Origin of the sequence: Prevotella sp. DNF00663, from assembly GCF_001553265.1 — a bacterium.
Lineage (GTDB): Bacteria > Bacteroidota > Bacteroidia > Bacteroidales > Bacteroidaceae > Prevotella.
Genome location: NZ_KQ960605.1, coordinates 11,962 through 21,246 on the forward strand (window position 1 = coordinate 11,962; position 9,285 = coordinate 21,246).

Annotated in this window: 7 protein-coding genes; 6 read left to right on the forward strand and 1 reads right to left on the reverse strand. The window is 48.3% G+C overall.

Annotated features, from left to right (window positions below):
* Window positions 1-36: 36 nt before the first annotated feature.
* Window positions 37-303: a hypothetical protein gene (locus tag HMPREF3034_RS12510; RefSeq protein ID WP_156431032.1), complete on the reverse strand. Its 267-nt coding sequence runs from the start codon at window positions 301-303 to the stop codon at window positions 37-39.
* A gap of 76 nt (window positions 304-379) precedes the next feature.
* On the opposite strand from HMPREF3034_RS12510, the gene HMPREF3034_RS03840 reads away from it, so the two are divergent.
* The 6 genes from HMPREF3034_RS03840 to HMPREF3034_RS03865 all read left to right on the forward strand — a co-directional run bounded on the left by HMPREF3034_RS03840 (window position 380) and on the right by HMPREF3034_RS03865 (window position 9,254).
* Window positions 380-994: a TetR/AcrR family transcriptional regulator gene (locus tag HMPREF3034_RS03840; protein WP_062433366.1), complete on the forward strand. Its 615-nt coding sequence runs from the start codon at window positions 380-382 to the stop codon at window positions 992-994.
* A 27-nt stretch (window positions 995-1,021) separates the two neighbouring features.
* Window positions 1,022-2,809 carry an ABC transporter ATP-binding protein gene (locus HMPREF3034_RS03845; RefSeq protein WP_062433369.1) on the forward strand — a complete coding sequence of 596 codons (1,788 nt, stop codon included), beginning with the start codon at window positions 1,022-1,024 and terminating at the stop codon, window positions 2,807-2,809.
* The gene (locus tag HMPREF3034_RS03850) at window positions 2,806-4,569 is read left to right on the forward strand and encodes an ABC transporter ATP-binding protein (RefSeq protein WP_062433371.1); all 1,764 of its coding nucleotides are present in this window, start codon (window positions 2,806-2,808) and stop codon (window positions 4,567-4,569) included. The genes HMPREF3034_RS03845 and HMPREF3034_RS03850 overlap by 4 nt, the downstream gene beginning before the upstream one ends.
* Before the next feature lie 209 nt (window positions 4,570-4,778).
* Window positions 4,779-7,142: an efflux RND transporter permease subunit gene (locus tag HMPREF3034_RS03855; protein WP_062433374.1), complete on the forward strand. Its 2,364-nt coding sequence runs from the start codon at window positions 4,779-4,781 to the stop codon at window positions 7,140-7,142.
* A 7-nt stretch (window positions 7,143-7,149) separates the two neighbouring features.
* The gene (locus HMPREF3034_RS03860; RefSeq protein ID WP_062433377.1) at window positions 7,150-7,929 is read left to right on the forward strand and encodes an outer membrane lipoprotein-sorting protein; all 780 of its coding nucleotides are present in this window, start codon (window positions 7,150-7,152) and stop codon (window positions 7,927-7,929) included.
* Between the two features lie 2 nt (window positions 7,930-7,931).
* Window positions 7,932-9,254 carry a DUF1302 family protein gene (locus HMPREF3034_RS03865; RefSeq protein WP_062433380.1) on the forward strand — a complete coding sequence of 441 codons (1,323 nt, stop codon included), beginning with the start codon at window positions 7,932-7,934 and terminating at the stop codon, window positions 9,252-9,254.
* Window positions 9,255-9,285 lie beyond the last annotated feature (31 nt).

Consider the following 9,285-nt stretch of genomic DNA (forward strand, 5'->3'; position numbering starts at 1 on the left):
GGAAAAATTACGCTGTCATCAAAAAAGTTTCGCATTTTACACACGCTGCACATTGCTTATGACGTGGCGCGAGCCACGGAGTTGATAAATTGGGGCAAAGATACGAAAAATTGTCCGATAGTTCCAAGCGTGCTGCCTGTTTTTTGTCGTCTGCCCGCACGAGGCGGCACAAATACCCATTAGTGGGTATTGCCCGTCCCGGTCTTTATCCTTACCTTTGTCGCCATCAACAACCATCATGACATGACAAGGAGAAAACGACATATCAGGCAGCAGGAAGCTGCCATCCCATGCGAGGCGCACCGTTCAGGCAATGAGCGGTGCGCTTTTTTTTTGAACAAAATAGAACAACGTTCACTATTCATCCTTTACCCTCATCATGCAAACTCTGAAAGATGACATTCGGCAGCGCATCATCGCTACCGCCCGTGCAGAATTTATCGCACATGGCGTACGCTGCACCTCCATCCGCACAGTGGCTCGCAAGTCAGGTGTCGCTGTAGGAAACCTATACAATTACTTCAAGAGCAAGGACGAACTGTTTTGCGAGGTGCTGCGTCCTCTCACCAAGGCATTGAACAAACACATCCTGTCGCACAATGACGAACAGTTCCTGTCGATAGACGTGTTCAACATGCGGCAACGCCAAATAGATTACATCTTTGCCATGCTCGCCATCATCAAAGACTTCCGCCCGGAGCTTCGACTGCTCCTATTCAACTCGGAGGGTACGTCGCTACAAGGATATAAAGACAAGATGGTGGACAGACAGATGAAGGTGGGCATGGAATACCTGCGACTGATGAAAGAACGCTATCCACATCTCAACGCCAACATTTCGCCATTCTTGGTTCACATCACTTGCTCTACATGGATAACCGTTTTCTGCGAGATTGTAGAACACGAAGATTACAGCGACGAGGATATCAAAGTTGCCTTGGAGCAGTACATGGACTTTAGCATGGCTGGTTGGAAAGCATTATTGAAACCATAAAGACTAATTATTAAAAGACGATAATATATGATGAAGACTCTCAAACGTTTAGGAGCTTACATGGGAGGGCGCAAATACTTGTTGCCATGCTCCGTAGCACTGTCGGCAGTCAACGGACTGCTGTCGCTTGTCCCGTTCATACTTTTGTGGCTCGTGGTGCGCACACTACTAATCGCCAAAGGTAACCTCTCAGACACACCCCTTATAGACTATGCTCTATGGGCTTTTGTCATATCGGTGGCAAACCTGTTGCTCTACTTTTTGGCACTGATGCTCTCTCATCTTGCAGCATTCCGTATCGAAACCAACATGAGGCGCAAAGCGATGCAACGGCTAATGCGTGCACCATTGGGCTATCTTGATGAACAAAACACGGGGCGTATGCGCAAAATCATTGATGAGGATTCGGGACAGACCCATACCTTTGTGGCGCACCTGCTACCCGATGTGGCGAGCTGTGTCGTTGCTCCGATAGGTGTTATCGTACTGTTATTCGCTGTGGATTGGCAGTTGGGTGCGGCTGCAATAATACCTCTCATTGGTGCGATAGGCATTATGGGATATATGATGAACCCGAAGAACAACCAGTTTCAAAGGCTCTACCTTGATGCGCAGGAGAAGATGGGGGCAGAGGCAGTGGAATATGTCAGAGGTATTCCCGTGGTCAAGGTGTTCCAACAGACGGTCTTCTCGTTCAAACGCTTCTACGATAGCATTATCAGCTACCGCGACCTTGTCATCAAGTGTACGCTTGTGTGGCGCACGCCAATGTCATTTTATATACTGGCTATCAATGCCTTTGCCTTCATCCTCGTTCCTACTGCTATTATCCTGATAGGACACGGTGGAGATACCACCACAATTATTGCCAACGTGATACTTTATGTGGTGATTGCACCGCTCATCGCTTCCAACGTGATGAAAGCCATGTATCTCAGTCAGGACCTGTTCATGGCAAACGAGGCTGTGGAACGATTAGAGCAGCTCACTGATATTGCACCGCTCTCGCAGCATGACGAGCCAAAACGGGCAGAAGCGTATGACATTCGTTTCAACGATGTTTCGTTCCGATATGAGGGAGCGGAAAAAGATGCAGTGAGTCATATCAACCTGACCATTCCCGAAGGAAAGACGGTTGCACTCGTAGGAGCGTCGGGCAGCGGAAAAACCACGATAGCAAGATTGATACCACGCTTTTGGGACGTGCGTCATGGCAGCGTTACCATTGGAGGTGTAGACGTGAGGGATATGCGCAAGGACGAGCTGATGCGCAACGTGTCGTTCGTCTTCCAGAACACCCGTCTATTCAAGACTTCGCTCATCGAAAACCTACGTTACGGCAATCCTGATGCAACGACCGAGCAGATCAACCGTGCCATCGACCTCTCACAAAGTCGCGAGATTATCGACCGGCTGCCACAGGGATTGGATACCATTATCGGTGCCGAAGGTACATATCTTTCGGGAGGTGAGCAGCAGCGAATTGTTCTTGCTCGTGCCATTCTGAAAGATGCTCCTATCGTAGTGCTCGACGAGGCGACCGCCTTTGCCGACCCCGAAAACGAACAGCTTATCCGTAAGGCACTGTCACATCTCACCCAAGGAAAGACCGTGCTAATGATAGCTCATAGACTTACCACTGTGCAGGATGCCGACAGCATCGTAGTTGTGGACAACGGCGAGATTGTCGAACAGGGAACGCACGAGGAACTATTGAGTAAGGAAAAGTATTACCACCGTATGTGGAATGAATATCAACAATCCGTTTCGTGGAAACTATCATCTATTAAAAGTCATAAAGTCATAAAGTCATGATTAAATATTTTCAAAACCGTTTCGCTCTTACGGAAAAAGGGGCAAAAGACTTGCGGCAAGGCATCATCTTTTCGACACTGCTCAACCTTGTGCTGATGCTGCCACCCACTTATTTGTTTTTCTTCCTGATGGAGTATCTCGATAATATGCCAATGAATGCCCCTCATACGTTGTGGTTTTATCTCCTCGTGGCAGCAGGGCTTATGGTCGTGATGCTCGTCGTGACTCGTCGGCAATACGACAGCACCTATACCACCGTATATAATGAGAGTGCGCAACGCCGTATCTCTTTAGCCGAGAAACTGCGCCGTTTACCTCTCGCCTTCTTTGGTGAGCGCAATCTCTCCGACCTCACTGCCACTATTATGGAAGACTGCACACTATTGGAAACAACGTTCTCGCACGCCATTCCCCAACTGTTTGCTTCTGTGGTGAGCATTGTCATTATCGCAGCGGGAATGTTCTGTTACGACTGGCGATTAGCTATCGCACTGTTTTGGGTAGTACCTTTTGCCTTGGTAGTGCTATTGATTTCACGAAATCGAATGGACAAGGCTTTTACACATGTCTACCACATCAAACGAGGAGTGAGCGAACAGATACAGGAAGGACTGGAGTGTGTGCAGGAAATCAAATCGTACAATGGCGAGGACGAATATAACCAGCGGTTCGACCAGCGATTAAAAATATTGGAAAAAGGACTTGTTGCTGGTGAACTCTTGACAGGTGCGTTTGTCAATATCTCTGCTGTATTGCTTAAATTGGGCATGCCTACCGTCATCGTTGTAGGTGCATGGATGCTTCAGCGTGGCGACGTGTCGGTGTTCGTCTATTTGGCGTTCCTCCTTGTTTCGGCAATGGTTTATAATCCTATTCTTGAAGTATGCAATCACCTTGCCATTCTTACTTTTCTCGATGTACGCATCAAGCGAATGAAAGAGATGGAGGCAATGCCCATACAGACGGGCAACACAGAGGTGGAAGTTTCAAACTATGACATTGAGTTCCACAACGTCAGCTTTTCCTACGAAACAGACAAGCAGGTGCTTCACAATGTTTCATTCACTGCCCGACAGGGCGAGATAACCGCACTCGTTGGATCATCTGGAGGAGGAAAAAGCACCGCAGCCAAGCTCGCTGCACGTTTTTGGGACATCAATAGCGGGAAGATAACACTGGGCGGACACGACATCTCTGACATAGAGCCAGAGACGTTGCTCAAAAATTACGCCGTAGTATTTCAAGACGTGATGCTCTTCAATGCCTCTGTTGCCGACAACATACGCATAGGAAAGCGCGACGCCACCGATGAGGAAGTAAGGCATGTGGCACGATTGGCACAGTGCGATGAATTCGTCCGTCGTATGCCACAAGGCTACGACACGGTGATAGGCGAAAATGGAGAAACCCTTTCGGGTGGGGAGCGGCAGCGTATCTCCATAGCCCGTGCGCTCTTAAAAGATGCTCCTGTGATACTCTTGGACGAAGCAACCGCCAGCCTTGATGCCGAGAACGAGACAAAGATTCAGGCTGGTATCTCCGAACTGGTGCGCAATAAAACTGTCATCATCATTGCCCACCGTATGCGCACCGTATTGGGTGCCGACCACATCATAGTACTCTCGGGCGGAACAGTCGTAGAACAGGGCGCACCCGAAGAACTAATGGCACACAATGGGACTTTTGCACAAATGGTAAGACTGCAACAAGATACTCCTTCGGCAAATATCTCATCAAAAATAAAAACAGAAACCAAATAAGGCTGGTTCTATAAATTAGCTTTGTTAGATTTTGAGCTTATTTTTGAGGTCAAAATGCAAGAGGGTGAAGGAGTGTAGCGAGCTACACGACTGAACGAACTTACATTTTGAACCAAAAAGAAGCCAAAAGATAACAAAACGTATTTCATAAACATTTAATGACTATGTGCGGTGGTAATTTATAGAACCAGCCATAAAAGAAAGCAATCATGAAAATCGAAAAAATCAACAACCTTTTCAGGCAGTTGGCGAACTGGATTTTGCGCCATCGGCTTATTGTGGGTGCGCTGTTCGCCCTGCTTGTCGCGTTCTCTCTCGTTGGAGCCAAGCGCATCGTGATAAGAACTTCGTTCGATGACTATTTTTTGAGCGACGACCCTATACTGCTCAAGACCAACGAGTTCAAGTCTATCTTTGGTAACGACTACTACGTGGCAGTGCTGGTGAAGAATAAGGACATCTTCTCCAAACGCAGTCTCACGCTCATTCGTGAGCTGAGCAACGAACTGAAAGATAGTTTGTCGTATGCCGACAAGGTAACATCGCTCACCGACCTTGAGTTTGCCTCTGGTACGGAAGAAGGTATGACCATAGAGCAGATTGTACCCGAGCAAATTCCTTCGGATGCCGCGGGACTGAAAGAAATCAAGCGCAAGGCTTACAGCAAGCCTTATCTGGCGAAGAAAATGGTATCGACCGACGGAACAATGACATGGATCATGGTAAAGCTGCGTCCCTTCCCTGCCGACAGTGTGTGGAAGAAGACGAGCGACATGGCTCCCGACATGATTACCGGTAGGGAAGCTGGACATATCATAGGCAAGGAGAAATATGCAGAACTGTCGCCCGCTGCTGCGGGAATGCCTTATCTGAGCTATGAGAAGGTGGTCTATCTCAAGGGTGAAATGGGACGACTGTTCCTCTTCGCATTCATCATCTCTATTGTAGTAATGCTCATTGTAACTCGTTCGCTACGTGGAGTAATAGCGCCATTACTCACCTCTGTCTTAGGACTGCTCATCAGCTTTGGCATCATCGGCTGGACAGGCATCTACATCGACATGACAACCACAATGATAGCCGTCATTCTCACCTTTGCCTGCTCCATTGCCTACAACATCCACCTGTACAACTTCTTTAAGACGCGCTTCGTAGAGACAGGTAGGCGCAGGCAATCCATCATCGATGCGATGGGCGAGACAGGTTGGGGCGTATCGCTCTCAGCACTCACCACCGTGGCTGCCATGATGACTTTCCTTTCCATGAAAATCGTACCCATGCAGGCAATTGGTCTCAATACATCCATCAGTCTGCTCGCCGTATTGATTACCTGCCTTTTCATCACTCCCCTTCTGTTGTCGTTTGGCAAGGATAGAAAACCAACCGTCAATATGTCGAAGAGCTTTGAGGGCTATATTGGCAATAGGTTTGAGCAATTCGGAAGTTTTGTAATACGCCATCATCGGGGCATTGTCGCGTTGTCGGTGGTGCTGACGATTTTCTGTGGCATCGGACTCTTCTTCATCGAGCCAGCATTCGACATTGAGAAGACGATGGGGAGAAAAGTGCCTTACGTCAACAAATTCCTCAACCTTTGTGAAACGGAACTCGGTTCCATGTATGCCTACGATTTGATGATTACGCTGCCACACGACAACGATGCCAAGAAACCAGGAAATCTACAGAAGCTCGACCAATTGTCAAAAATTGCTGATGGCTACAAACTGACAAAACGCCACAACTCCATTACCGACATCGTGAAAGACATGAATTGCACACTCAACGGAAACAAGCAGCAATGTTACACCATTCCCGACAATGCCGATATGGTGGCACAGTTGCTGTTGCTCTACGAAAACGCTGGAGGAACGGAGTCGGAATACTGGATGGACTACAACTATAAACGGCTAAGGCTACAAATAGAACTGAAAGACTACAACTCCAACGAAGCGGAAAAGGAAATGAACGACCTTCAGGCAGAGGCACGCCGTCTCTTCCCCGATGCACACGTTTCGGTGGTAGGGAATATTCCGCAATTCACCGTCATGCAGCAGTATGTGGAGCGAGGACAGATGTGGTCGATGATGCTATCGGTATTGGTGATCGGCATTATCCTCGTTCTGATTTTTGGAAACTGGAAAGTGGGACTCGTAGGTATGATACCCAACATAGCCCCTGCCATTATCGTAGGTGGAATGATGGGCTGGCTCGGCTATCCACTCGACATGATGACCGCCTCGCTCATTCCGATGGTCTTGGGTATCGCAGTCGATGACACCATTCATTTCATCAACCACAGTCATGTGGCATACGACAGATGCGGCAATTATGCAGAAGCCATCAACCGCACCTTCCGCACCGAAGGACTTGCCATTGTGATGTCCACGGTTGTCATCTCGGCTACATTCATGGGCTTCGTCTTTTCCGATGCCACACAGATGAGCAACTGGGGCATACTGGCAGTAGCAGGCATGGTATCGGCTTTGTTGGCTGACCTCTTCCTCACCCCTATCCTCATAGACTATCTCCACATCTTCAAGCAAGAAAAAGCAAACATTACCAACTCAAAATAACAATTAAATGAAAACAAGAAATTTTACATTGCTGCTCATCGCTCTGTTGGCAATTGGCAGCGCACAGGCAGCAGGACTGTCTGGTAGGGATATTATGCAAAAAGTAAAGAACCGACCTGATGGCGACACACGCTACGCTACCGTAGAGATGACGCTCATTCAGCGAAGTGGACACAAACGCATCAGAAAACTCGAGTCATGGGCAATGGACGTGGGCAAGGACACAAAGAAAATCATGTTCTTCACTTATCCCGGAGATGTGAAGGGAACAGGATTTCTCACCTGGGACTACGACAATCCACGCAAGGTGGACGACAAGTGGCTCTATCTGCCTGCCATGAAAAAGACGAGACGCATCAGCGGTAAGTCGTCGAAGACCGACTACTTCATGGGTAGCGACTTTACCTACAACGACATGAGTATGCGCAATGTGGACGAGGAAAAACATCAGCTCCTGCGAGAAGAAAACTTAGGCGGACACCGATGCTGGGTGGTACAGTCGATTCCCAATGACAAGGACGAAATCTATACACGTCGAGTAACGTGGATAAGACAAGACTGTTTGATGGCTGTCAAGGCTGAATACTACGACAAACTGAATAAGCTACACCGCCGACTCTCTATCTCCAACATCGATAAAGTACAGGGATTCTGGACGATGCACCTCATGCAAATGGAAAATGTGCAGACAGGGCATAAGACCATCATCCGCATGAACAACCAGCGATTCAACGTGAAGGTTGCGCCCAACCTCTTCACCGTTTCCAAATTGGAGAAAGGACTCTGACCATGAGAATGCTGCGATTATGGACGATGCTCTTGCTTGTGCCGATGTTCTCGGCACAAGCATCAGCCCAAGTAGAAACGCCAACAACAACTATTGACAGTCTTGAGACAATACCCGAAGAGACTCTTCAGGAGACGTATAGCAAAGACAGCGATGACGCATTACAAGTTCGGGTGAAGGGATTTCTTGACACCTATCACGCACTCCGAACAACAGGGAATGTAGATTGGATGGCGTCGCGAACTCGGGCAAGGGGCGAAGTGAGACTCGAAAAAGGAGCGACGGCTCTCTTTGTCTCACTGAACGCTATTTACAACGGAATACTGAAAGAACGCACAGGCATAGAACTGCGTGAGGCGTATCTGTCATATACCAAAGGCAACCTTGACCTGCGTGTGGGACGGCAAATCGTGATATGGGGCGTGGCAGACGCACTGCGCCTTACCGACTGTGTGTCGCCCATCGACTATACCGAATTTCTCGCCCAAGACTATGACGACATACGTATGCCTGTGAATGGCTTACGTGCCAAATACACCTTGGGAGTCATTACAGCAGAAGCAGTGTGCAACCCAGTAACTAACTTCGCTGTGATACCTACCGATCTGTGCAATCCGTGGGCAATGCGTTTGCCGTTCACCTCTCTCCCTTATTCCATAGACTTGGAAAGCGGAAAACCAGAAAAGCGACTGAAGAACATGGAATACGGCGGACGCATCTCCGTCAACCTTAGCGGTGTGGATTTTTCTGTGAGTGCCTTGCGCACATGGAACAAGTTGCCAGCCTTCCACATGGGGATGACAACCGACGGAAAGTCACTACACATCGATGGACGCTATCGTCGCATGACGATGTTAGGAGCCGACTGTTCGTTGCCCATAGGACAATTCGTCATTCGAGCAGAGGTTGCCAAATACATCAATGAGGCGCAAAATGCAGCAATGGGATGCGAAGTGGAATGCCGCAATGCGCTCAATGCGCTCATCGGCATTGATTGGTACCCTGGCAACGACTGGAATGCAAGCCTGCAATATTGCCACAAATACACATCGGGCAATCTCGAAAAACTGCCTATCTATCGCCATGCAGGGATAGCCACAGTACGACTCGCCAAAGATCTGTTGCAAAACACAGTGAAAATTTCATCTTTTGCCTATATAGACGTGGCAGATGGCGGCATCTTCAATCGCCTGTCCACCACCTATTCACTCAACGACCAAACAGCAATCGCTATCGGATACGACTATTTTCATGCCAACAAGGGCAAGTTCCAGATGTATGCGAAGAACTCGGAGGCGTGGGTAAAACTGAAATATAGTTTTTAGGCTGGTTCTATAAATTACCACCGCACATAGT